The sequence below is a fragment of the Methanobrevibacter sp. genome, from assembly GCF_017406825.1.
GTDB lineage: Archaea > Methanobacteriota > Methanobacteria > Methanobacteriales > Methanobacteriaceae > Methanocatella.
In genome coordinates this window covers 1-23,030 of the sequence record NZ_JAFQXT010000024.1, presented here as the reverse complement: position 1 = coordinate 23,030, position 23,030 = coordinate 1, and the positions used below count along the sequence as shown (strand labels likewise).

33 protein-coding genes and 1 tRNA gene are annotated in these 23,030 nt (G+C 37.1%); 2 read left to right on the top strand and 32 right to left on the bottom strand.

The features are described 5' to 3' along the window. Positions 1-137: 137 nt before the first annotated feature. From idsA to IJF99_RS04195, 19 genes are all read right to left on the bottom strand, one after another. Positions 138-1,118 carry a short chain isoprenyl diphosphate synthase IdsA gene (idsA, locus tag IJF99_RS04285; protein ID WP_292792423.1) on the bottom strand — a complete coding sequence of 327 codons (981 nt, stop codon included), beginning with the start codon at positions 1,116-1,118 and terminating at the stop codon, positions 138-140. A gap of 12 nt (positions 1,119-1,130) precedes the next feature. After that, entirely contained in the window at positions 1,131-2,474 is a 1,344-nt protein-coding gene (locus IJF99_RS04280; RefSeq protein WP_292792421.1) for an RNase J family beta-CASP ribonuclease, read from the bottom strand. Between the two features lie 3 nt (positions 2,475-2,477). Further along, positions 2,478-3,524 carry a type 2 isopentenyl-diphosphate Delta-isomerase gene (gene fni, locus IJF99_RS04275; protein ID WP_292792419.1) on the bottom strand — a complete coding sequence of 349 codons (1,047 nt, stop codon included), beginning with the start codon at positions 3,522-3,524 and terminating at the stop codon, positions 2,478-2,480. 2 nt (positions 3,525-3,526) lie between these two features. Then, complete coding sequence (locus IJF99_RS04270) at positions 3,527-4,327, bottom strand: isopentenyl phosphate kinase (protein WP_292792417.1); 801 nt, start codon at positions 4,325-4,327, stop codon at positions 3,527-3,529. A 4-nt stretch (positions 4,328-4,331) separates the two neighbouring features. Further along, entirely contained in the window at positions 4,332-5,294 is a 963-nt protein-coding gene (gene mvk / locus IJF99_RS04265) for a mevalonate kinase (RefSeq protein ID WP_292792415.1), read from the bottom strand. A 9-nt stretch (positions 5,295-5,303) separates the two neighbouring features. Further along, on the bottom strand, positions 5,304-6,152 hold the full coding sequence (locus IJF99_RS04260) for an MEMO1 family protein (RefSeq protein ID WP_292792413.1): 849 nt from the start codon (positions 6,150-6,152) through the stop codon (positions 5,304-5,306). Between the two features lie 9 nt (positions 6,153-6,161). Continuing rightward, complete coding sequence (gene rpsB / locus IJF99_RS04255; RefSeq protein WP_292792411.1) at positions 6,162-6,764, bottom strand: 30S ribosomal protein S2; 603 nt, start codon at positions 6,762-6,764, stop codon at positions 6,162-6,164. 15 nt (positions 6,765-6,779) lie between these two features. After that, on the bottom strand, positions 6,780-6,974 hold the full coding sequence (locus IJF99_RS04250; RefSeq protein WP_292604242.1) for a 4Fe-4S binding protein: 195 nt from the start codon (positions 6,972-6,974) through the stop codon (positions 6,780-6,782). Positions 6,975-6,994: 20 nt separating this feature from the next. After that, positions 6,995-8,239, bottom strand: coding sequence for a phosphopyruvate hydratase (gene eno, locus IJF99_RS04245; protein WP_292792409.1), 1,245 nt, complete (start codon positions 8,237-8,239; stop codon positions 6,995-6,997). A gap of 130 nt (positions 8,240-8,369) precedes the next feature. Beyond that, positions 8,370-8,552 (bottom strand): DNA-directed RNA polymerase subunit K, encoded by a 183-nt coding sequence (locus IJF99_RS04240; RefSeq protein WP_292792407.1) that lies wholly within the window; start codon positions 8,550-8,552, stop codon positions 8,370-8,372. Between the two features lie 73 nt (positions 8,553-8,625). Next, positions 8,626-8,796 carry a DNA-directed RNA polymerase subunit N gene (locus tag IJF99_RS04235; RefSeq protein ID WP_292792405.1) on the bottom strand — a complete coding sequence of 57 codons (171 nt, stop codon included), beginning with the start codon at positions 8,794-8,796 and terminating at the stop codon, positions 8,626-8,628. Between the two features lie 46 nt (positions 8,797-8,842). Beyond that, positions 8,843-9,244: a 30S ribosomal protein S9 gene (locus IJF99_RS04230; RefSeq protein WP_292792403.1), complete on the bottom strand. Its 402-nt coding sequence runs from the start codon at positions 9,242-9,244 to the stop codon at positions 8,843-8,845. A 16-nt stretch (positions 9,245-9,260) separates the two neighbouring features. Continuing rightward, positions 9,261-9,683: a 50S ribosomal protein L13 gene (locus IJF99_RS04225; RefSeq protein WP_292792425.1), complete on the bottom strand. Its 423-nt coding sequence runs from the start codon at positions 9,681-9,683 to the stop codon at positions 9,261-9,263. Between the two features lie 15 nt (positions 9,684-9,698). Beyond that, complete coding sequence (locus IJF99_RS04220) at positions 9,699-10,064, bottom strand: 50S ribosomal protein L18e (RefSeq protein WP_292792401.1); 366 nt, start codon at positions 10,062-10,064, stop codon at positions 9,699-9,701. Continuing rightward, positions 10,064-10,894, bottom strand: a complete 831-nt coding sequence (locus IJF99_RS04215) for a DNA-directed RNA polymerase subunit D (protein WP_292792399.1) — start codon at positions 10,892-10,894, stop codon at positions 10,064-10,066. Before IJF99_RS04215 ends, IJF99_RS04220 begins: the two co-directional genes overlap by 1 nt. Before the next feature lie 15 nt (positions 10,895-10,909). Then, a complete protein-coding gene (locus tag IJF99_RS04210) occupies positions 10,910-11,302 on the bottom strand; it encodes a 30S ribosomal protein S11 (protein ID WP_069574667.1) in 393 nt (130 codons plus the stop codon). Positions 11,303-11,313: 11 nt separating this feature from the next. Then, on the bottom strand, positions 11,314-11,853 hold the full coding sequence (locus IJF99_RS04205; protein WP_292792397.1) for a 30S ribosomal protein S4: 540 nt from the start codon (positions 11,851-11,853) through the stop codon (positions 11,314-11,316). Between the two features lie 60 nt (positions 11,854-11,913). Beyond that, positions 11,914-12,363: a 30S ribosomal protein S13 gene (locus IJF99_RS04200; protein ID WP_292792395.1), complete on the bottom strand. Its 450-nt coding sequence runs from the start codon at positions 12,361-12,363 to the stop codon at positions 11,914-11,916. Positions 12,364-12,548: 185 nt separating this feature from the next. Next, positions 12,549-12,633, bottom strand: a tRNA-Ser gene (locus tag IJF99_RS04195). A gap of 198 nt (positions 12,634-12,831) precedes the next feature. On the opposite strand from IJF99_RS04195, the gene IJF99_RS04190 reads away from it, so the two are divergent. Both IJF99_RS04190 and IJF99_RS04185 read left to right on the top strand, forming a co-directional pair. Then, entirely contained in the window at positions 12,832-13,389 is a 558-nt protein-coding gene (locus IJF99_RS04190; RefSeq protein ID WP_292792393.1) for a LemA family protein, read from the top strand. Between the two features lie 12 nt (positions 13,390-13,401). Next, on the top strand, positions 13,402-15,177 hold the full coding sequence (locus IJF99_RS04185; RefSeq protein ID WP_292792391.1) for a DUF2207 domain-containing protein: 1,776 nt from the start codon (positions 13,402-13,404) through the stop codon (positions 15,175-15,177). Positions 15,178-15,246: 69 nt separating this feature from the next. Here IJF99_RS04185 and IJF99_RS04180 read toward each other — a convergent pair whose 3' ends face one another. The 13 genes from IJF99_RS04180 to IJF99_RS04120 all read right to left on the bottom strand — a co-directional run. Further along, on the bottom strand, positions 15,247-16,212 hold the full coding sequence (locus tag IJF99_RS04180; RefSeq protein ID WP_292792389.1) for an RNA-guided pseudouridylation complex pseudouridine synthase subunit Cbf5: 966 nt from the start codon (positions 16,210-16,212) through the stop codon (positions 15,247-15,249). Between the two features lie 71 nt (positions 16,213-16,283). Further along, the gene (locus tag IJF99_RS04175; protein WP_292746772.1) at positions 16,284-16,505 is read right to left on the bottom strand and encodes a 50S ribosomal protein L14e; all 222 of its coding nucleotides are present in this window, start codon (positions 16,503-16,505) and stop codon (positions 16,284-16,286) included. Then, positions 16,506-17,027, bottom strand: coding sequence for a (d)CMP kinase (gene cmk, locus IJF99_RS04170; protein WP_292792387.1), 522 nt, complete (start codon positions 17,025-17,027; stop codon positions 16,506-16,508). Continuing rightward, positions 17,027-17,293 carry a 50S ribosomal protein L34e gene (locus IJF99_RS04165; protein WP_292746777.1) on the bottom strand — a complete coding sequence of 89 codons (267 nt, stop codon included), beginning with the start codon at positions 17,291-17,293 and terminating at the stop codon, positions 17,027-17,029. The genes cmk and IJF99_RS04165 overlap by 1 nt, the downstream gene beginning before the upstream one ends. 112 nt (positions 17,294-17,405) lie before the next feature. Then, a complete protein-coding gene (locus tag IJF99_RS04160; protein ID WP_292792385.1) occupies positions 17,406-17,996 on the bottom strand; it encodes an EMC3/TMCO1 family protein in 591 nt (196 codons plus the stop codon). Between the two features lie 12 nt (positions 17,997-18,008). Continuing rightward, complete coding sequence (locus IJF99_RS04155; RefSeq protein ID WP_292792383.1) at positions 18,009-18,569, bottom strand: adenylate kinase; 561 nt, start codon at positions 18,567-18,569, stop codon at positions 18,009-18,011. A gap of 38 nt (positions 18,570-18,607) precedes the next feature. Beyond that, entirely contained in the window at positions 18,608-19,969 is a 1,362-nt protein-coding gene (gene secY / locus IJF99_RS04150) for a preprotein translocase subunit SecY (protein ID WP_292792381.1), read from the bottom strand. 28 nt (positions 19,970-19,997) lie between these two features. Continuing rightward, positions 19,998-20,435, bottom strand: a complete 438-nt coding sequence (locus IJF99_RS04145) for an uL15m family ribosomal protein (RefSeq protein WP_292792379.1) — start codon at positions 20,433-20,435, stop codon at positions 19,998-20,000. Positions 20,436-20,450: 15 nt separating this feature from the next. Next, positions 20,451-20,909 (bottom strand): 50S ribosomal protein L30, encoded by a 459-nt coding sequence (locus IJF99_RS04140; protein WP_292792377.1) that lies wholly within the window; start codon positions 20,907-20,909, stop codon positions 20,451-20,453. A gap of 11 nt (positions 20,910-20,920) precedes the next feature. Continuing rightward, a complete protein-coding gene (gene rpsE, locus IJF99_RS04135; protein WP_292792375.1) occupies positions 20,921-21,562 on the bottom strand; it encodes a 30S ribosomal protein S5 in 642 nt (213 codons plus the stop codon). Positions 21,563-21,564: 2 nt separating this feature from the next. Continuing rightward, positions 21,565-22,146, bottom strand: a complete 582-nt coding sequence (locus IJF99_RS04130) for a 50S ribosomal protein L18 (protein ID WP_292792374.1) — start codon at positions 22,144-22,146, stop codon at positions 21,565-21,567. 2 nt (positions 22,147-22,148) lie between these two features. Continuing rightward, on the bottom strand, positions 22,149-22,604 hold the full coding sequence (locus IJF99_RS04125) for a 50S ribosomal protein L19e (protein ID WP_292792373.1): 456 nt from the start codon (positions 22,602-22,604) through the stop codon (positions 22,149-22,151). 107 nt (positions 22,605-22,711) lie between these two features. Next, the coding region (locus IJF99_RS04120; protein ID WP_292792371.1) for a 50S ribosomal protein L32e at positions 22,712-23,030 on the bottom strand (319 nt) is incomplete at its 5' end.

Genomic DNA, 23,030 nt, shown 5'->3' with positions numbered 1-23,030 from the left:
ATTCTCAGAGGATTCCATAAAGAGGTCATGTTGCTTCCAATAGGAAATTCAAACAATACAAGCGTACTGCTAAGAAAAGTAATCTAATATTTCTTTTCTTCTAATTTTTTTAAAAAAAGAGAAAATTGAGAGAGAAATTATGCGCTTCTCTCAAGTACAAAATCTGCAATGTCAGAAAGTATCTGTTTAGATGAAGAATCATCCAATATTTCGAGTACTTCTTTTGCTTTTAGCACAGATTCTTGTGCCAAATTGTGAGCATATTCGATGGCACCACAATTTGTTAAAATTTCAATCGCTTCATCTATCTCATCTTGAGAATTATTATCAGCTTTTAAGATTTCAAGCAATCTTCCATCATCAACGCTGGCCAAACCCTTAATTGCAATGATGGTCATCTTACCCTTGCCTATATCGGAACCTATCGGTTTACCTAATGTTTCCTCATCAGAAGCCAAATCAAGATAGTCATCCTGAATCTGGAAAGCAAGACCAATCAAACGGCCATATTCATACATTGCATCAATCACTTCATCACTGGCTCCGCCCATAATGGCTCCGGCTTTTGTAGCTGCTGCAATCAATGCACCAGTTTTTTTGAAAATCATTTCCATGTACTCATCTTCAGTTACATCGAACCTTTCCTCAAAGCCCATGTCCAATGCCTGACCTTCACAGATTTTAACGCATGCATCGGCTACGGTAGCTAACGCTTTATTGTTTTGATCAGAGCTGGTTCCTTCAGAACCTATGATGATTTCGAACGCCTTTGAAAATAATGTGTCTCCTGCAAGAATGGCAACATCATCACCCCAAACCTTGTGGACTGACGGCATTCCCCTTCTCATATCATCCTGGTCCATGATATCGTCATGAATCAATGAAAATGTATGGATTAATTCAATAGCCGCACCTGCTTTAAGAGCGGATTCGCGTTTCCCGCCAACAGCTTCAGCGGTGATTAATGTTAAAGCAGGCCTTAGCATCTTTCCGCCGGCACGAGTTAGATAAACTGATGCTTCAGATAAATTATCTGGAGTAATGGCGGATAACTCTTCTTCTATTGTTCTTGTAATGTCTGCAGAATAATTTCCGAGCACTTCTTTTACATCACTCATAAATTTTCCTCCTTAACTTCTAAAAACTTGTGCTTGAGCATTTCTCAAAATATGAATATCATATCCTATTCTATAACCTTCCTCTTCAGCAAGCTCAGCATAAGCCGAAAGCATTGATAAGTCTCCGTGCGCAGGTATGATATGCTGTGGTTTCAGCATACGTAAGAATTCCCTGTGGTCTTCTCTTCCAGCGTGTCCGGAAACATGAGCATTAGGATAGATTCTTGCACCTTTAACTTTTAATCTCCTTTCCATAATGTGCCTGTTGGCTGCATTGGTTGGATTCGGAATGATAGGTGCTGAAATAATAATATTGTCTCCTTTTTTGATATTGAATGGGGTTCTGCCATTTGCAATTCTCGGAAGCAATGCATCAGGTTCCCCTTGGTGACCGGTTGTTACAAGCAAGTAATTTGCACGATCCTCATCGGCTTTCATCAAAGCCCTGTTGACTGCTTTTGGAGATCCGTAAATGCTTGCATTTTCAGGTAACTTCAGGATACCCAATTTCTGTGCAATACCGCAGAATCTCTCCATTGAACGGCCTAAGAAGAATATTTCCCTGTGGCTTTTTTTAGCGATGTCCGCGATTGCCTGTACACGTTCTACATGAGATGAGAATGTGGTGACAATCATGCCTGTCTTTTCATTCAATGGCCCTTTCATCACATCTTCCAGTATATTTCTTGCGATTCTTTCTGAATGGGTCTTGACTTCATTGTAGTTTATTGCATTGGTTGTTTCAACGATTAATGCAAGAACTCCTTTCCTGCCCAATTCCCTTAGTCGGTTATAGTCAGGTGGCGGAGATACTTTTTGATGGTTATCGAATTTGAAATCCAAAGCATATACTATAACTCCTTCAGGAGTATGCAATACTGGGAAAACCGCCTGAGGAATACTGTGTGTTGACTGTACAAATTCTAAAGTAATGTCTTTTGAAAGTTTTACTTTACTTCCCGGATTCAATACTTTGATTGGATTTTCCACTTTAAATTTGCGTTCCCCTTTGATTTGTTTTTCAATTAATGCAGCAGTATATGGTGTTCCAATAAGTGGTGCATCATATCTGTGTGCCAGTTTAGCAACGGCACCGATGTGGTCAAGGTGCCCGTGAGAGAATACGATTCCTTTCACTTTTCCATCGACATCCTTCATCAATGTATCGTCCGGAATTACTCCCCTTTCGATTAAGTCTAAACTATGCATTCTGTCGATATCAGTGTCCTCGTGCATACTGATCCTATCCAGATGAATGCCCATATCAAAAATAACAACATCATCATCTATGCGGACAGCAGTCATGTTTTTCCCGACTTCTTGATATCCTCCTATAGCGATTACTTCAACGCTCATGTTTCATCTCCTTGAATAACTCTTTGTGTTTATACCTCTCTCATTTAGCCATTCCCTTGTTTTTCCGCGAATAACTAAATTAGACTGTTTCAATTCTTCAATATTGTTTGCTCCAACTAAAAACATAGCAATTCTTAGTGAGTCATTAAATCTATTAATAAATGTGTTTAAATCTTCTTGAGAAGCGTGATTTTTTAAGAATGGTAATGCCATGCCTACAGCATCCGCTCCAAGGGCAATGGCTTTAGCAGCTTCTAGGCCTGTACGAATGCCTCCTGATGAAATAACCGGAACATTAACCGCATTTGTTACTTCCACTGTGGAAACTGCGGTAGGAATGCCCCAATCCCAGAATATTTCTCCCAAATACCTGTCTTCAGCCCTGTATGTTTCAACAGCAGCCCAACTGGTTCCGCCGGCACCTTCAATGTCAATAAAGTCCACACCCGCATCAACCAGTATTTTGGCGGATTCGGCAGAGATTCCGCAACCTGTTTCTTTTGCAAGAACCGGAATATCGACATTTTCAGTGATTTGTGAAATCAATTCTGTGTATCCTCTTGCATCCAAATCACCTTCAGGCTGTATTGATTCCTGCAGAGGATTTAGGTGAATTGCGAGTATATCGGCATCCAATATTTCAACCGCTTTTTGAGCCAAGTTTAATTGTGGAGCGCCAATGTTGCCGACAAGCAAACAATCAGGTGCATTTTCACGAACAACAGTGTATGTGTCTGCAAGTTCAGGATGTTCGCAAGCTGCCCTTTGAGATCCTACTCCCAAAGCAATTCCATTATTTTCCGCAGCAATTGCCAATTGTTTGTTTACTTCTTTAGCTGCAGGGTGGCCTCCTGTAATAGCTGTAATAAATAAAGGTGAGTCTAACTTCTTACCGAAAACTGAAGTTGATAAATCTATTTCATTCTTATCAATTTCAGGCAAAACATTATGAATCAATTCAATGTCTTCAAATCCTGTAGTCTTATCCTTAAACTCTACATCATAATTTTCACAAATTAATAAATGCTCTAATTTTCTATCTGAAATCATGTTTAATTTCCCCTTGAAATTATTGTTCCCTTAACTTTCTCGTTTTCTAGTACTTTGAAAATATTGTCTTTAACTTCAGCATTTATTATCTTAGATTCAATTCCTAAATCCGCTAAAAATAAAAGTTCCTTAATCTTTCCGACCATGCCTCCGGTTACATCAACATTGGTTGTTCCTTCCAGAATATCCAAATCCTTAAGTGATGTGAACTTGTCGAAAAATTGCGCATCATCATGTGTTTTGGGATTCTTATCATAAACCCCGTCAACATCCGTTCCCAGAATTACCTTATCCGGATTGAGGTTTATTGCCAGATACTGGATTAACTGGTCGCCGGAGATTACGCAAAATTCCAGTTCATTATCAAGAACCACATCCCCATAAATTACAGGAATGAAACCTTTAGCCAAATAATTCTTGAATAAATCAAGATTTCCTTCAGTTATCCTTTTATCGGTTGCGGTTATAAAACTGGAAGCCGGAACTGCAATGGCTGGCAAACCCTCTTTAATAAAAGCTTCGCAGATGAACATGTTCAGTTTTTTAACTTCATTTTGAATTTCGCAGAACCCCAATCTTTTTTGAGGATATTCAGATTCATCAAATTCCTCACCGATTTTATGTTTTTTTGCCGGAGGATGTCCGAATGAACCTGCGCCATGAACAATCACTAACTGTTTTGGCGAATTGTCCATTGAAGCCTTTATTTCAGATGCGATTCTATTAAGACTGGCAGCATCAACTTCACTTATCTTTGAATCCTTATTGGTCAATATGCTACCGCCAATTTTTAAAATAATCATTAAATCACTTGAAAACCCTTGAAGAAACTCCTTTTCGAGTAAACTTAACTTTCAAAATATTATCATCATGGTCAATAGCTTTAGCCACTTCATCAACTTTTCCAGGACAAAGCGCAATAATGCTTCCTCCGCCACCGGCCCCGGTGGTTTTAGCTCCAATTGCACCTGCTTCCCTTGCATTATATACCATTCTGGACAGTTCTAAAGTGTTGACGCCCAAAACATCTAAAAATCCATGGTTAATATTCATTAACTCTCCTATTTTATCATAATCCTCTTTTAGAACGGCTTGTTTTGCATAATTAGTTAAATTGCCCATTGCAGTGATGACAGGATTGATGATTTTCGGATTTCTGTCTCTGCGGTTTCTAACATCCTTAACCATTTTGCCGGTGTTGCCGTGTTTAGTGGTGTAACCTACAACAAACGGAGCATTGAACTTAACATTGAAATGCTCCACTTTCTTATTTCTTGACAAATAAACAAGCCCTCCATAAGTTGAAACTAATGTATCTAACGGACTTGCAACCCCCTGAACTGCCTGTTCAACCATATGTGCATCATGTGCAAGGGATTGTTTGTTAAAACGAATATTATGATATCTGTATAATGCCGCAAGAGTGGCTACTGTTACAGCTGCTGATGAACCGAGTCCCGAACCAATTGGAACATTCGAATTTAATGTGATGTCAATTGGCGTATGGTCATGAACTCTATAAAGAGACTCTAAAATATATCTAATAATTCCTGGCTTTCCCTTAAGTAAAATATATTTTCTTTGAGGAGTGATCAACTCCGCTTCAAAACCTATGTCCGGAGCTCTGAATATGGTAGCATCACTTTCTGATGGCTTGATAGTTACATAAGCCCTTTTATTTACTGCACCCGCTATGGCTGGTTCGCCATAGACTACAGAATGTTCGCCAAACAATATTGTTTTTGCCGGAGCGGAGGCCTTTGCAATCATAAATACACCTTACTTAAAAATTCCTGAAGCGTAACCTACTACAGAGGTGAAATCCCCGGTAACGTCCCCGCTGGTTCCATAGGCCAATATCTCACTTGTGTTCTTTCCGCATCTTTTGGAAAGGGACATGGTTGCCATGACCGGACCGTAACCACACATTGTAATATTATATTGAACAACTTCTTCAAAAAGTTTAAATTCATTCATTTCCTCAATATCTTCCAAAACAAAACCGTCAACCTTATTTGCTTTCTCCTGATTATTGAAATGAGACAAATCAGTGCTTGCAATAACACAATAGGATTTATCTAACTTATTTGCCGCTTCAAAAATTGCATTTGACAAATCATTTGATGTGACAAATGTTTGCCTTCCCATTGTAATCGGAACGATTTTAAAGTCATTGGAAAAATATTGCAGGAATGGCAGTTGAACTTCTATGCTGTGTTCGCGAATGTGGGCTGTGAAATCTGCTGAAGCAATATCTGAAGATTCAATGATTGCCTGGGCAAATTCCCTATCCACCTCAACACTTCCGAGAGGAGTTATCCATTCGCCTTCGTTAAATACAGAAATCTCACTACCTAATCCAGTATGGTTGGGACTTATGATAATGAAAACTTCAGGAAAACCATTTTCAACGATTTCGCAATAACCCCTTGAGGCTATTGCACCAGAATATTGATAACCTGCATGAGGAACCATGATATTTATAGGATAATCTTCATCTTCAGATGAATTGAGCTTTGGCAGGTAGCCAACGCCGGCATCATCTAGAAAACAACTTTCAATAAGTTTTCTTAAGTTTTCAGGATTATCTGGATAAAATGCTCCAGCTACAGCAGGTTGTCTTAACATCTAACTCACTTAAAATTTAAGTTCGAATTCAGTAGCATCAATATCTAAGTCACCGTCTTCTGGAATGTCTCCTCTTTCTCTTAGGATTTGTCTTGCAAGCAACCAGTAAACTAAAGCAATAGCTTTTCTACCTTTGTTGTTTACAGGCACTGCAATATCAACAAAACTGAGTAAGTTTTCTGTATCGCATAATGCAATAACTGGAATACCGTTTTGTTTGGATTCTAAAATTGCTTGTGCATCTGATCTTGGGTCAGTTACAACAATGATTTTAGGTTCAATGAATTTAGCGTAATTAGGGTTAGTTAAAGTACCTGGGATGAATCTTCCAGGAATGGTTTTAGCACCAGTCAATTCACCGAATTTTTTAACAGGAGCCTGACCGTATTGACGGGTAGCCACTACTAAAATATCATCAGGGTCGTATTTTGCTAATAATTTTGCGATTTGTCTGATTCTTTCATCAGTTTTTTGAATATCCAATACATATAAACCGTCAGATCTTACTCTGAATATGTATTTTTCCATGTCACTAGTTTTTTGCTGGGTACCGATGTGTAAACCAGCAGCCAAATAATTATCTAAGTCTATTAAAAGTTCTTCATTTACCATTTTTTCACCTACAATCTAAAAATCATCTTCAATTTTAATACATTCATTTGGACAAACGTCCATGCAAACTTCACAATAACTACAGTCTTCAGGATTATTAATTGTAATTTTATCTCCTTCAAGAACTAATACTTCCATAGGGCAGACATCGGCACATTCTGCGCAGTCTGCACCGTCACATTTATCGTAATCTAAAATTACTTTTGACATTTTTATCTCTCCAAAACTTTTTAAAATTTTCCCATTTTTGAATTTGGAAGTTTTTCTTCAATACGAATGAGCTCATTTAATTTAGCAATCCTTTCTCCACCAATAGCCCCAGTTTTAATCATCGGAGATGAAAAACCGACAGCCAAATGTGCAATAGTATCATCGGTGGTTTCACCTGAACGGTGGGAAACAACCGGTACGATACCGTTTTCTTTTGCTAACTTGACAGTAGCATATGTTTCAGATAAACAGCCTATTTGATTAGGTTTGATTATGATTGCATTTGCTGCATTCATTTCAATACCTTTTGCTAAAATTTCCTTGTTGGTTACGAACAAATCGTCCCCACAGATGAGACATTTATCTCCAACTTTAGAAGTTAATTGAGCGAATCCTTCGAAATCAGATTCATCAAATGGGTCTTCTACATAAAACATTTTATAAGTATCAATGATATCCTTTACGAAATCAATCTGATCTCCGGTATCCCTTTTGACACCATCTTGAGCATAAACATATTTCTGCTCATTGGCATCCCATAGTTCGGATGCTGCCATATCCAAAGCGGGCCTGATTTCAATACCTATTTCATCACCGACTTCCTGGCAGGCCTGCGCCTGAATTTCCAAAGCATCGGCATTTGTAATGTTAGGCACCCATCCGCCTTCATCACCTTTACCTCCGGTAAAGGCTGAGTCTTTAGACTGGATTAATTCTTTTAACTTTTTGTGAATAGAAGCATTAGCAAAAATTGCATCAACAATATTAGTGGCTCCGATAGGAACAACCAAAAATTCTTGAATATCCGGAGCATTAACACCTGCATGAGCACCTCCATTCATCATATTTCCCAATGGATATGGCAATTCATTAGTGAAATTGCCGCCAATATATTGATAAAGTGGCATGTTATATGATGATGCGGCCGCTTTAGCCACAGCCATAGAGATTGCAACAGTAGTGTTGCCTCCAATAGCGGCTAAATTATCAGTACCGTCTATTTCCTGCAATACTTCGTCAATAGTAGCAAGGTCGCATGCATCCATTCCAATAAGTTCGGAAGCGATTAAATCTTCCATTTCACTTACTACAATGTCTACTCCTCCTTCAGGGAAGGACACTACCTCTCTTGAACCGGTACTTGCTCCACTTGGTGCAGCTGCTCTTCCAAATCCATTCCAGGTGATTACATCCACCTCAATGGTCGGATTGCCTCTGCTGTCCAGAATCTTTCGGACTTGGACATCTTCTATTATACTATCCAAAAAAACACCTCAGTGCCATTCAATTTATTACCAAAAAACCTATATCTTGAAAAAATCAGTAAGTTTCTTTATAGAGTTATTTTGGTATTTACTATTTTTTTTAAATAATTATGAGAAAAATAGATTTAATCTATTCATCTCTAATAACATCTAATGGTAAAACTCCTGCTTTGAGTTCTTCGTAAGCTATATCAATTGGATCTAATGAGTCGGTAATGTCCACTAAAGGTTTTGCGCCCATAGATATTTGAATTGCTCTAGCTCCGAGAATTCTAGCTTTTTCAAACCTTGTTAATTTTTTTTCAACATCCATGAATATTACTCCATTTTTAGGCATATATTTTACCAAGATTATATTTTTTATTAAAAAATATCCCTACAATAGTCTATTCCCAAGTTTCCACATGAGAAATCAACATTCTTCTACAACAGTATCTTGTTAAACCTAAATCATCTAAAATATCTTTAGAATCTTCACCCGCTGCGATTCTTTTATTGTATTCATCGAAGTAAGCGGATACAGGTTTTCCACAACTTAAGCATCTTATAGGAATCATTTATATCATCTTTTTTTATTTAAATAAAATATAAAAGATACAGAGTTTATCTGTAACTTTTTTGTTTACGTGCTCTTGCTCCAGGACCACCATATTTTTTAGGTTCAGAACGTCTTGGGTCACCTACTAACATGGTTCTGTCATACTGAATGAATTTTTCTTTTAAATCCATATCTTGAGACCATTGTACGAGTCCTTTAGCAATTACCATACGTGCAGCTTCAGCTTGACCCATTACTCCACCACCGATAACGTGGATGTTGAAATCCACTTCATTAGCTAAGTCTCCTGCTAATGTTAATGGTTCTTGTAATTTTAATTTGGCAAGCTCAGGAGAATAAAGTTCTAAAGGAACTTTGTTAATTCTGACTTTACCGGTTCCTTCACGAACAGTACCTCTTGCGATAGCTGTTTTACGTTTTCCACTAGTATGAATAACTTTAACCATAATAACACCTACTTATCTAAAAGGTAGCTCCTAAAAGTTTGGAGATTTCTCCTAACTCTACACCTTTTTTAAGATCTTTGTATTCTGCTTCAGGAACTGCAGTAAGTTCTGCATCAGCATATTCAGCAGGTACGCCAACAAAAGCTTTTAGGCCTTTGAATGCTGTTTTACCTTTGGATTTTTTGAAAGGTAACATTCCTCTTACAGTTCTTCTGAATATATCGTCCGGTCTTCTAGGATATTTAGGACCTAAGTCACGAGGGTTGGAAATACTTGCCCTGTCAACTCTTTGTTTGTATTTGGCATAAGCCCAATCCCTATTACCGGTTAACATAATTTTTTCAGCGTTGAGAATTACAACTTCTTCGCCTTCTAAAAGATTTTTACTAGTAATACTAGCTAATCTTCCTAAAACGCATCCTTCTCCATCAATAATCATCATAACACACATCCCCTATTCCATAATCCTTATGTTTGATCCTTTAGGATTACTTTCCATAATTTCTTCAATTGAGATGCATTCTCCGCCAGCAGCTTCAATTTTTTCCTGTGCTTTAGCTGAGAATTTTAATGCTACAACATCTACTTTGTCTTCTAAATCACCATTTGATAAAACTTTACCAGGAACTAAAACAGTTTCGCCAGCTTCAGCATGTCTTGCAATATCAGACAGATTTACTTCAGCGGTTCTTCTGTTAGACCTTTCAAGCCTTTGTGCAACATCTTTCCAAATAGCTGCATCTGTACTTCTTGATTGTTCATAAAGTTTATTAATAAGTTCAATAAGGTTAGGATTTGTTTTTACTACTTTCTTAACCATTATTTACTTCCTCCTTCTTCACTAAATCTGATAAACTTATCCGCTTTTTCACCTAATACGTCACATGCTTTTAATAAAACTTCCTTAGGAGGCATTGCCCCATCAGTTTCGATTCTAAATATAAAGTCATTTGGACGGAATCCTACATTAATATAACCATTGTCTGAAGCTCTTACACAGCTTTTGCACATGGCACATTCTTCAACACCGATCAAAGGACTGTTTTCATGTTCTTCAACAATCTTGATTTTCTTAGATCTTTTATCTGATTTTAGAATACCTCTAGGACATGCTTGAGCACAATCGTAATCGATTTCAACATCCTCATTGAAAGTTATTTCCGGATATTGCTTGTATGCACATACGGTTGTTGGCATCCATTTAGCATGTTCTTTTCCGTAACCAACTTTAGCGACAGCTTCAATGTCGAGTACTTCTCCTTCTTTGAGTTTTACTAAAGGTATGGTGTCGTATACAGGTTTAATTCGAGAGTCTGAAGATATTAAATCTTTAGAATAAACAACTTTAGGTCCTACTTCTTTTAATTGGAACATTATTCCGTTTTTGTACTCTTCCCAATCATCATCTTCAGGTAAAGACAATCCTTCAAGAGCATCAAGATCAGAAACTAAAGGAGTTAAACCGAGTCTATGAGCAAGTACCTCATTAAACATTGCAGAATCATTTCTGACAATATTTACGTCTTCAATAGCTATTTTTGGAACGTTGACCATTGCAACCCTTCTAATAGCATTCATGAAAGGAACTTCTGCATCGCGAACAATGAAAATCATTTCATCATCGCTTTGACTTCTTACTTCTATCTCCATTTTAAACCCTTCCGCTTAAACTCTTCTTCCTCTTTTACCACCAGGTCTTCCAGTACCGTCGTGAGGAATAGGAGTAATATCTTCGATTTTTCCTATTTTTATTCCAGCTCTTGCTAAAGCACGAATAGTTGCTTGTGCACCAGGTCCAGGACTTCTAGGTCCATTTCCACCAGGAGCTCTTACTTTAATGTGTAATCCAACAAATCCTTTTTCTTTAGCATCGTCAGCTATTCTAGTTGCTGCAGCCATTGCTGCGAACGGTGAAGCTTGTTGTCTGTCTGCACGAACAACTTTACCACCGGACCATTGTGAAATGGTCTCAGCACCAGTAATATCTGTTACAGTAATAATAGTGTTATTGAATGATGAGTAAATATTAGCTATACCCCATTTTTCATCTTTTGCCATAGTTACACCCTTTATTCCTCTGTATTAGCTTTATTATCCTTGCCTCTGTTGTACTCTTCAATTTGTTTTGCTACAGGTGAAGAACGATAGAATCCGATGTCGTCTTCTTGACCGTGTAAAACTACATAACTTGGTGAATTGATTTTTTTACCGTTTAAAGCTATGTGGCCGTGTACAACAAACATTCTTGCTTCTTTAGGAGTACGAGCTAAACCTTTATTGTATACAATTGTTTGTAATCTTCTTCTTAAGATATCTTCAACGTTTAAGTCCAGGATATCTTCAAGAGCTGCACCTTCAGGCAAAACACCGGTTCTAGCTAAGTGTCCTAATAATTGTAATTTTTCGTTTACCATCTGATCAGCACCGAAACCAAGTAAATACCTTGCTTCCCTACTGTATCTTCTAACTAATGTATCGGCTTTCCAAATTTCTTTTTTGTTTTTTAAGCCGTATTTAGTCATTAATTTATTTTCATTTTTAATTCTTTCCGCATTCCAAGGATGTGGTGGTGTATTATACTTTTTCCTTGATTTTCTAGGTTGTCCCATTAAAACATCTCCTTATAAAATTGAATTTTGATAATTTAATCTATAAAAAAAAGCTCTTGCTTAACCTCTTGAACGTTTTACACCAACTGAAGAACTTTTCCTGAAAGTAGATTTGGTTCTTTGACCTCTAACAGGTAAACCGACTTCATGTCTTCTACCTTTGTAACTTCTGGTCTTTTTCATTCTGTTCAAATCATCCCTTAAAGTCATGTCAAGGTCTGATTCGATTAAGTGAATGTTGTCACCAGTTTCATAGTCTTCCCTTCTGTTCAACATCCAAGCCGGAATGCCGAAGTCAAGAGGGTTTTCCAAAATTTCTTCAATTTTTAAAACATCTTCGTCAGCAATGTATCCAATTTTTGCATCTAAATCTAAGTCTAAAACGCGACATATAGTTTTAGATAAAGAGATTCCAACACCTTTGATTTCAGTCAAAGCATGTTCAATGGTTTTGTTACCATTAACGTCCTTTCTTGAAATACGTACTAAATGTTTGAATTCGTCTTCCATTAAATAACCTCCATTTATAGAGCGAACCTACGAGACGTAAAATATAGATTCGAATGTTTTGAATTTCAAAACACAGTTTTTTTCAACAGTTATAAACTTAGCATGATTGCTAAGAGTGCAATAAATATCAGTTTAACAAGTATTTTCATTTAATATTCGAAAAAATATAGTTAAAAACTAATAAACGCCGAGACTGGGATTTGAACCCAGGAGGGCTGAACGCCCACGAGATTTCCAGTCTCGCGCCTTACCAGGCTAGACTATCTCGGCATTGAAATAGTTAGCAATACTTGTACATCATACCATCTAGAATAATATGATAAGATAATATATTTAAATTAACATATATAAAGGTTTGCTAAAAATCAGATTTTTAAAAAAAAATAAACAAATGGAACAATTATTATTTTTTTCAGCCAATGGCAAAGTATATTTAAATATAACTTAAACTATTAATTAGGTGATACCATGGATTTATTATTGACAGCAGTAATTGTAATTCTCATAATTATAATTATTGTAACCATTGCACATATGTACAACAATTTGGTCGGACTCAGAAACCGCGTGAAAAACAGCTACGCGCAAATCGACGTTCAGCTAAAAAGAAGAAACGACTTAATACCAAACTTAGTGGAAACAGTAAAAGGCTATGCAGCTCATGAAAAAGGCGTTCTTGAAGAGGTTACCAAAGCAAGAACAGGCGTGATGAATGCATCAACCATTGAAGAGACAAGCGCTGCGGATAACCAGTTGACCGGTGCCTTGAAAACATTGTTTGCGGTTGCTGAAAACTACCCTGATTTAAAAGCGAACAGCAATTTCCAGCAATTGCAATCTGACCTGACAGATACCGAGGACAAGATTGCCTATGCAAGACAATTCTATAATGATGTCGTGTTGAAATATAATAATGCATGTCAACAATTCCCAAGCAATATATTGGCAGGATTGTTTGGTTTTAAAGAAGAAGAATTCTACCAAGCTCCTGCAAGTGAAACTGCAGTACCTCAAGTTGAATTCTAGTGGTGAAATTATATGAATGTTAAAAAGACATTTACTATAATTTTACTTTTTTTACTATTACTCTCAACACTTTCAGCAGTTGCAGCCGACGATGACAGAAGTTATTCCATTGATCGGGCATTCGTTGACCTTACAGTTGAAAGCAATGGCCTGCTTCATGTGGATGAAAGATACGATTATTCCTTTGACGGAAAATTCAATGGAGTTTATAGGGATATACCCCTAAAGGCCGGAGAAAGTATAGAAAATATCGAAATCGATGTTGACGGGGCTTACGAATCCCATGTGGTAAGCGATGAAGGCGGATATAAGCACCTGAAAATCTACCTGTATTCCGATGAAGCACATACCCGTGGAATCAGGGACTGCAGAGTATCCGTTTATATCAGTTACGACATGAAAAATGTAGTTACTCTTTTCAATGATGTTGGCGGACTCCAATACAAGCTCTGGGGAGATGAATGGGATGTCGGCGTTGGAACAGTCAATGTAAATGTCAACCTGCCGGGAGATAAGGGAAATGAATACTTCCTAAATCCTCAGGAATTCAATGCCTCAAGTGACTTGAATGGAAATACCATAACTGCAAAAACCACATCCATTCCAAAGGGAGATTTCTATGAGCTGCTTGTTTTGATGCCATTGGATGATTTTGATGATGCGCAATATGCAAAGCATGTAGACCAAAACGGCCGGGACATGATAATGAAAAACCTCGAGGACAGCATTAACGGACGTAATTTCTGGAATACAACCTACCTTGTTTTAGGGTTACTTTCGATTTTAAGCCCTGTTGTGGCAGTCATTACATATATCCGGTACGGCAGAGAGCCGAAAGTGGACTATGATGGAATTTATGAACGGGATCTTCCAAGCGATGACCCTCCGGAAGTGGTGAATGCAATCTATGCTACAGGAGACATCGGAAGGCCAGATATGGATGGTTTTGAAGCATCGATTCTGAATTTAATCGATAAAAAGGTTTTGAGTATTCAGAGTGTTGCTGACACCCAGACTGAAACCAATGATTTATACATTAAATTCAACGGCGATTCCAGTGGACTCGAATCAAACGAAAAGCAAGTGTATGACATATTGCACTACTTTGCAAACGGGGATTCACTGAATCTGTCAAGTCTGAATACCACATTATCCTATGAATCAAATGCCGAATGGTTCATGGACCAATATCATGACTGGCAGAATAATGTTAAGGATTCGATAGAACCAAGAGTCAATGAAGAGTTCAACGACACAGGCACAACCATTATTACCGCACTCAGTGTAGGAGGATTGGTTGTTGGTGTTATACTGACTCTTTTAGGAATATGGACCGAACTGAAATCAGGAATGTATTCCATTGCCGGAGGAATATTCCTAATCCTCTTTTCAGTTTTGATTATGAGATTGGATGACGATAAATTCGGACAATGGACTCCAAAAGGTCGTGTGATGTATCTCAAATGGAAAAACTTCAAGAAGTTCCTAAAAGACAACAGTTTAATTAAAGAACACCCTCCGGAATCAATAGTTATCTGGAGGAAGTACCTGATTTACGGCGCGGCTCTTGGAGTAGCTGACAAGGTCTATGATGCCATGAAACTTCAAGAAACAAATCTATCCGACTATCATGATGATGACCTATTCCTGTACCATCATTACGGAGGATACTACATGATGCATCATGCTATAATGAGTGGACAATCTACAGTGAACTCCTCTTCAGATTCCGGTGGCTTCGGCGGCCTCGGAGGAGGATCTGGAGGAGGAGGTGGAGGAGCATTCTAGCTTCTTCACTTGTTATTTTTTTAAATTCATAATGTAAGAAATATATTACACCTATCTTATAAAAAAATATTATTTCCAGAACCTTGGATAGGTATCCGGTTTCATAAACACTTTGGAAACGTTAACCGCAAATCCGGAATCGGCTTCCAAAATCTCATTGGAAGTCAACAAGGAATTTCCTGCACCGACCAATTCGCCTTTAAGTGTTTCGATTGCTACAAAATCATTCTTTTGAATATTGTCGGCCAACTCAACGATTCCTCCGTTTGCCAAATCCGCGCCGTGGCAAACCGCATCCACTGCAGAATCCTTAATGACAATCTTCGGCAAGTAATCGGCGGCCCTTTCCATCGGCATGATGGCTTCACGCAGGAATGATTCATCGCCGTCTTCCTTCCAGAAGTGATATGCATCTGTAACGTCCTGCAAGGTAACCAGATGGTTTTTCTCATTGAATGAACCTACCTGTGTTCTTCTAAGCTCCGCCATGTGAGCCCCTACACCCAAAGCCTCGCCGATATTGTGGCAATAGGTTCTGACATATGTTCCCGCTTCACATCCTATTCTGAAAAGCACATCACGGCCTTCTATTTCATAGATTGTTGAATAATAGATGTTACGGGTTCTCATCTCACGCTTTACAGCGGATTTTACAGGAGGCAGTTGGAAAATCTTACCTGTAAACTCGGCAAATACCTCACGGATTCTTTCCTCATCCACATCCTGATGGAATGTCAGAAGACAGACATATTCCTTCGGCGCTGTCAAAAGCAGTTGAATTGCACGGGTTGCGTCATTAAGACCAACTGGAAGGATACCTGTTACCTTAGGATCAAGTGTACCGCCGTGTCCTGATTTTTCCAGGTTTAAAATACGTTTAACCCATGAGTCTATTTCATGAGAGGTAGGACCTGATGGCTTATCTAAATTGATTACTCCCTTAGAGATATATTCATTGATTTCCCTATCTTCCGGTTTGCAGCCGAATTCCGGAGAAGTGAAACTTTTAGATTTTGTTGCCATGTTAAATTTCATGAAAAAAACCCTTAAAAAAAATAGTAAATAAAAAAAAGATATGAATAATGGTTAATTATTCATTTTTGGACCTATAAGTCAGCTAAAGCTGCTTTAATAGAGTCGATGTCACCTGAAACGTCGATGGAATCTTCAGTTGGTTCCAAGTGAGCAATGTTACATCTTCTGTTTTTGACTGCTTCACCGACAACTTCAACATAGTTTTCATCGATAATTTCAACGATTGCACATTTTTCGCCAGCTTCTCTACCGGCGATTTTTACACATACTCTACCTACTTCGATTGATGCCATTTATATCACCTTTAATGTTTGAATAATGATTTCTGATACGTTTTCAGGATTGAAAGTACCAGTGTTTATAATTATGTCATAGATATCCATATTGCTAATGTCAATATTATGAATGTCCATGTATCTTAAGGCTTCGCTTTCCTCACGAATGATAATTTCGCTTTTAGCCACTTCAACAGATTTTTCTTCCCTATCGGAAATCCTTTTTGATCTAACGTCGAATGGGGTTACCAGCCAAACTCTTAAATCAGCGTTGTCAACAAAGTATGCTGACAGTCTTCCTTCAACAATCAGATTGTCTGCCTGTCTAGCTTTTTCAGCTTGCCTTTTGTCAATTTCTTTATCTATATCATCATTACCTTCAGCAAATTCGCTGAATTCAAGAACGCTCATACCCTTTTCCGCAGCCATTTCTCTGAAGACAAAACCTGCAGAGATATAAGGAATGTTTAACTTTTCGCTGAGCAACTCAGCAGTGGTTGTTGTTCCTGTTCCAGCCAAACCGCCGACAGTAATTATCATTATTTTCTAGCCTCGTTTTTGAAATGTTTACGAGCACAGCTTGAACATAAGTAACCTCCGAATGGACGGTTAGGTCTTTTAGCTGTTTTTGATAATTTTCCAATTTCATATGGACGTCCGCGAGGAACTCCATGCAATACTTTACCACATTCAGCACAAACATGCTTAGATGGTTTTTTCTTTTTGTATCTTAAAACATTTTCCCCACCGGGAGTGTTTTTGTGAACTCTTTTATATGATCTTGATCTAAACCTATTTGCAGGCATTTAATCACCTTTATAATAATTTTTAATAAATAATTGTGTAATAGCGTATTCAAAATAGAATATTATAATATCTATTTTTCATTATTAATAAATGTATGGAAAAAGGGTTAAATTAGAACCCTTGTTTAAATCCTAAGAATTTTCTTAATATCTGACTCATACCGAAAGTACAAATCATATACCATAATAACCATCCTATACCATAAGGGATTGTAGCTTGTCCGCCATACATGAAACTGCCAATGAAATGCCAGACAGGAGTTAAAGTAAGCCAATAAACAGAAGGAGGCAATATAATAACTAAATTACTGATTGCAGATGCTCTCATCCAAAAGAATATTAAAATAATCGGGACAAAAGTGACAAACATTGGTTTGAACTGATTGGACATCATAGCAGTTTGCTCTTGCATCATTTCAGCTTGTTGAGCTTGAAGTTCAGCTATCTTTTTCCCATCTCCTTTCTTTTGAGCTTCACGTAATTCACTGGTCAATTTTTTACTTTTCGCTTGAATTTCATTCATTTCATCCTGGTCAACCAAGTATTTGTTTGCAATTGTCGTAATTAAAGAAACAATAAATGCAATAATCAATACTGTTAATGCAGGATTGGTTGGATTTGGGTCTATTGCTAAAATCGGATTGAAAATAGCATTCAATGCATTATAAACCATTCCTGTAAGCGCTGCTATAAAATCTGGCATAATTCATTCCCCTTATAAATTTAACACATTTACTAATTTTTTAACATTGGAATCTAAATGATTATCATGATTTTCAACAATCTTAACAGTAGCTCCTGTTAATGTGGCATATGCCATTGAAGTGGCCCTGTTCATTTGTTGATGTAAATCTATTTCCTTAGCTTTTTGAAGGTCTCTTTCACGAGTGTCATCATTTAGTCTTCTGTAAATAATTTCATCAGGATTTGCTTCAACTAAAATAAATTGATCTGGCTGTAACTGTTCCAATACCCAAATAGGTAATCCCGGTAAGAATCCTGCAGGGGTATTGATTGTACAATGAGTATCAACGATAACATTATCACTTTCAGATCTTGCTTTAATCTCTTTAGCTGCTTGAGCCTGAATCTCTTTTTGAGTTTCAGCAGGCAATTTTCTTAATTCATCCCTGTGCTCTACAATTTTTTCCTTAATTGCAATTTCAGTCATTATGTCACCATAATTTAAATGGACATAATCAACTTCCTCTAAAGCTTTGTTTAATAAAGTTGTACTTCCAGAACCTGGAATCCCTGTTAATACTACTAATTTCATTTTAATCCCTCACATTAAAGAGAAAAATAAGAGAAGATTTAATCTCCTCCTAATACTTTCCTGAGAATTGGATTTGCTGACATGAGCTGTTCTTCAGCCATTTCCTCATATAACTTATGGAGAATACCTACTGTAAGCAATACTCCAGTACCTCCTCCCAAAGCGCCGGTTAAATCCGCAAGGAAAGCAATGAGTCCTACATAAATACCACTTATAATGGTAAGTGCAGGAATATATTTTTTCAAAATCTTATACAATTGACGTTTACTACTTCTAAAACCAGGTATCTGGATACCTGAACTATGAAGTTGTTCTGAAATCTTTTTAGCATTCAAACCACTGATTTCAACCCATAAATATGAGAATAACATACAGCAGCAAATAAAGAATACTGCATATACTAAAACATGTATCGGCTCGGTTATAAACATGGTTAAATTAGGTGTTGATAAAAGCCATGCGATACCATCAACAGCTTTACCGTTTTCCAGGTGTCCTAAAATAGGAACTCCGATTTTTTGGAAAATGTTTGCAAACAATGTAACGTTTACAAGTAAAGCACTTGTCAAAATAACCGGCATGTTACTTGAGTAAACGAATTTTAATGGGTACTTACCGACAGACCCTCTAATTCTTCCGTGACCTCTCACACTTCCGTGGGAAATAGGAATTTCAACTCTCATCGCTTCACCGTATAAAACAACCATAAATACAATAATGGTTGCAAGCAATGGAATTAAGTTATAAAAGTTTGGCATTCCCATAGTGGATTGCTGGATGAATTTAGGAATGATACCTGCGAGCAAACCGTCAGTACCTGGCAAAATACTGAATGTACCTACCATAATAGCCTGACAAACACCTGCTGCAATGAACAGTCCAATACCACTACCGAATCCCCATTTTGATACGACTTCATCAAGGTAGATGATAACTAATGCCCCTAAAACAAGTTGCAGAATCAATAATCCGGTATATGAACCGTCGATAGGGACTAAGTTTCCGGTAAGCACTAAAACAGCCGCTTCAAATACTGTGAAAACAATTGACAATACTTTTTGAGTAGCTTGGAAATGAGATTTGTCTTTATGGGATGAAAGATCCAAATCTAAAAGATTTGAACCAACTAATAATTGCAAAACAATAGAAGCAGTAACGATTGGACCAATACCCAATGTTAAAATTGAACCAAAACTTCCAGCCATAACTGCCCTTAACTGAGCAAAACTGTCGATAGCTCCTGGAGCTAATCCATATAATGGAATTTGAGTTAAAAAGTAATATAATACTAAAATAAGAGCAGTCCATTTAAGTTTTTCATTGAAATCTTCCCTGTGAACAGGAGATTTAACTTCAGGAATAATCTTAAAAATTGGCTCTAAAACTTCTAAAGATGACATTTTATTCCTCTAATATAATAGAAGAAAGCTATAATATTATAGCTTCCCCTCCTAATTCTTCGATTTTCTCAATTGCAGATGCTGAGAATTGAGGTGCTGAAATCTTATAAGCTTTGGTGATTTTACCTTTAGCTAAAACTTTGTCATAACCTAATTCAGTAACATCGATGACAATAGCATCTCCTTCTTTGGATGCTTTGCCTTGAGCAATGAAATCATCAGCATGTTCTTCTAAATAATTTAAGTTAACAGCGTTGATTTTTTGAATCATTTTTTGAGGTCTTTTGAAACCATGTTTACCGAAGTGGTCAGGGTCGTGGATTACAGTCCAGGTCCAGTGTTGTTTACGCATACCTGCTTTTCCTTTTCCACCTTTGTTACCTGCACCTCTGCGTTTTTTGGTACATCCTCCACCGTTGGATCTAGAACCTCTTTGTTTGTTAATTTTACGTTTTGTTCTAATCATTTTATACACCTGAGTTTAAAGCATTCTTTTTGCAAGATCTTTAATTTCTTCTCCCCTGTAACCTAAAGATCCACCTTCTTTAACAGATAAACGGATATCTTCGTAACCTTTTCTTGGAGGGTGTAAACGGAATACAGGTTTAATACCAACATCGGCTAATTTAACTTTAGATTCAACTAAAGCTTTAGCCAATTCTTCAATATTAGCATAATCAGAATTTTCAGCTACATACTCATCAGTAACTTTTACATTTCCTGGGAGTCTGCCTCTTTTAGCAATCATAGCTGCAACAAATTCAGCGTCGATTTCACCCCAGGTGATGTAATCCTTAGCTTTTTGAAGCATTCCTTCATAACTAGGATTTTCTTCTACTAATACTGCATGGCTGATTCTGTTAAGTCTTAACATTTCTAAGGTTTCTGCAATGTTTCTAATAACACCGGTTGTTCCTCTTACTCTAATAACTAAAAACATGATATCACCATTTAGTAGTTAACTCCCATCTTTTTGAGATCAGCTTCAGTAGCTTTAACTTTACTTAATTCTTTTAAAGCATCAAATACTGCGTTTGCAAAGTTAACAGTGGTTTGGGTCTGTCCGAAAGTTTGTGACCATACGTCTTGGATACCGGCAAGTTTAAGGATTGTTTTACCGACATCTCCAACTACTAAACCAACACCTGCAGGAGCTGGCATTAAAGTAACACTTACACTGCTTGTTTTACCGGTTACTTTGAAAGGTACTGTGTGTTCTCTTCCACAAACACAACCCCAGTCTCCACAACCTCTTCTTACTTTAATAAGGTTGTATTTTGCATTATCAACAGCTTTTCTGATAGCCGGACCAACTTCTTTAGCTTTACCTTGGCCTAATCCGACATAACCGTTTTTGTTACCTACGGCAACAATTACTCTGAAATTAACTTTTCTACCAGATTTATGCATCCTTTGAACCAAGTTAACATCCATTACTTCTTCTTCTAAATCTGGAATTAAGGCATCAACTATTTCTAATTCCATAATTGGAAGACCTTTTTCAAAGATTTCATCGATATCAGTAATGGTTCCATCTTTAACTAATTTACCCATTTTAGTTTTAGGTTCCCATTCATCAATATTAAAACTCATAGTTATACCTCTGCCTCATCAATATTTTGTTTAGTTTCTTCAAAGTTTTCCGGTAAATCTTTAGGATTGAGACCTCTTTCAAAATACTTTGAGAATTTTTTAGCAACTTCTTCAGCGTCTAAAGATTCAGCATAGTTAGCAACATGTTCTCCTCTGATACGTTCATCTTCCGGGAAAATGAAGTCACCGTGAGGAACTTCCAAACCTGCATCAACAGCACCTTTTAATGCTGCAAATATTTTAGAACCTTTAATTGGGGATTTTAAACCTATGTCTAAAATTGCATTTTCAACACCTGCTGCTAAAGCTCTTTTAGCACAGAGATATGCAGTCAAATAGAATGCTGAAAGATTTCCAGTAGCCCCTAAGTAACCATAATTCGCTAATTGTTTACTTACTGCTGAAGCAACAGTGATATCTCCTTCAGGAGCGTAATCAATAACTTGAACAGTAGCATGAGAGTTAGAAACTCTTACAACCAGACGTGACTTGTCGTAGTCAACTAATTTCATTCTAGCTGCATAATCAGTTTTTCCTTCTCTTCTTCTTCTGAATGCTACTTTATAATTAGTTCCATGTGCCATGTTTATTCATCTCCTTTAATTAAATCATGGTCACGGGCGTAGTTTCTCATGTAAGATTTACTTCTAAATGCGCCACCCTTAGCCATTTTGTATAATTTACGATAGGTTGTAGCATCAATGATTTCTTCTTCACGCATTTCTTTAAGATCTTTTCTTAAAGCCCTAATAGTAGTCATCCAAGCTTTCTTTTTAGGAGTACGTGCTTTTTTAGCTCCTTTTATACTACCTCTACCTTTTCTTTTTCCTTTTGCTTTTTGTTCTTTGATTTTCTTAGATCTGTAGCTACTAATACCTTTTTGAGGTTTAGCTTTAATAGCTCCATCGTTAATTAACTGCTTTACTCCTTCTCTAGTAATAGCCATAGATACTTCTTCTAATCTTTCTGGATCAATCCATACACGATTAAGACCTACTTTGAGGATACTAGCAGCTAATCTTTTTTGAGTTGTAAGATTCATATATATAATCCTCCATTTAGATATAATCTAAATTCCCTTTTTTTATTTTAACCAGTTAAATCAATTCAAATAAAAGCCCCGGAACTGATTCAACTTATAATTATGATTTATTTGTTTAATACTTTAATTCCGAGCTCGGATGCTTTTTCCAACATCAAAGCTTTTTTCCTTTTACCGATAGAAGCGCTTATTCTTGCAGCGTCGTTAGCTGGGTCTAAGTCTTCTAACTCTTGCATATTGTGAACAAGAACATCATTATACCCTGAAGGGTGTAAGTCCCTTATAGCTCTAGGGGTTCTGTAACCAATAGCTGGCATGTCAGGTTTTCCTGCTTCATATCTTCTCATTTTACTGGTTTTACCTCTAGGGCGTCTCCATTTGATTCCAAGTTTTTTATAACGAGCATATTCTTGTCTTTTAAATCTT